Annotated in this window: 1 protein-coding gene; it reads right to left on the bottom strand. The window is 60.8% G+C overall.

What is annotated here, in order from left to right; all coding sequences use genetic code 11:
* Positions 1-8: 8 nt before the first annotated feature.
* Positions 9-563, bottom strand: coding sequence for an HdeD family acid-resistance protein (locus tag EN994_RS33925; protein WP_013532362.1), 555 nt, complete (start codon positions 561-563; stop codon positions 9-11).
* Positions 564-750: the final 187 nt, after the last annotated feature.

Below are 750 nucleotides of genomic sequence, written 5' to 3'. Positions count from 1 at the left end.
ATTTTAAGCTACTTCTTCAGTGCCAGGCCAACGGCGATGAAGGTCCAGCCCTGGAAGATCAGATCGATCGCCAGGAACAGACCGAGCACCCACAGGCTGTTGACCGGCCAGCCCATGGCGATGATCAGGCCCGCAAGCGCGGTGATGACACCGGCAGCGACGATCCAGCCCCAGCCGCGTTCCGGCCGATGGCTGTAGCCGACCCAGGCCCTGAGCACCCCTGACGCGACCAGCGCAATCGCCAGCAGGAATGTCAGCACCGCCGAGGCAAGCAACGGATTGCCGAAAGCGAAGAAGCCGGCAACGGCGTACAGCAGTCCGCTGAGCAGCCAGTAGAAGAAGCGGCTCCAGGTCTTGACGCCGAACGCGTGCACGATCTCGATGATGCCCGCCATCAGCATCAGCCATCCCACGACGTAGACGGAAGCCACCGTGGCGACGAACAGGTTGGCGAAGGCAATGCCGCCGAAGATGAGCAGCAGCACACCGAGCGCGACAAACCATCCCCATTTTGTCCGTGTCTGTTCGATCGCGATTTTCAGGGCGTCGCCATGCAGGGTCATTGTCGCGGTCTCCATCGAGGGCTGCGGAATACTGCGGATGGAAGGTAATCCGGGCGCGGGCCAACGTCCAGTCGATGACCGGCAGCGGCATCGCGGCAAAGCGCGAGCGTATGTCTCGGGTTTAAATCAAATTTTACCAAACGGCCGTCAAAGCTGTCATCGGTAATCGTGTGTGTCGTGTTAGTGG

The sequence above is a fragment of the Mesorhizobium sp. M7A.F.Ca.CA.002.09.1.1 genome (assembly GCF_003998555.1).
Classification (GTDB): Bacteria; Pseudomonadota; Alphaproteobacteria; order Rhizobiales; family Rhizobiaceae; genus Mesorhizobium; species Mesorhizobium ciceri.
This window is presented reverse-complemented; position numbering and strand designations above follow the sequence as displayed.

Coding starts and splice junctions, on each gene's coding strand:
- EN994_RS33925 (WP_013532362.1), bottom strand. CDS start 563: ATGACCCTGCATGGCGACGCCCTGAAAATCGCGATCGAACAGACACGG.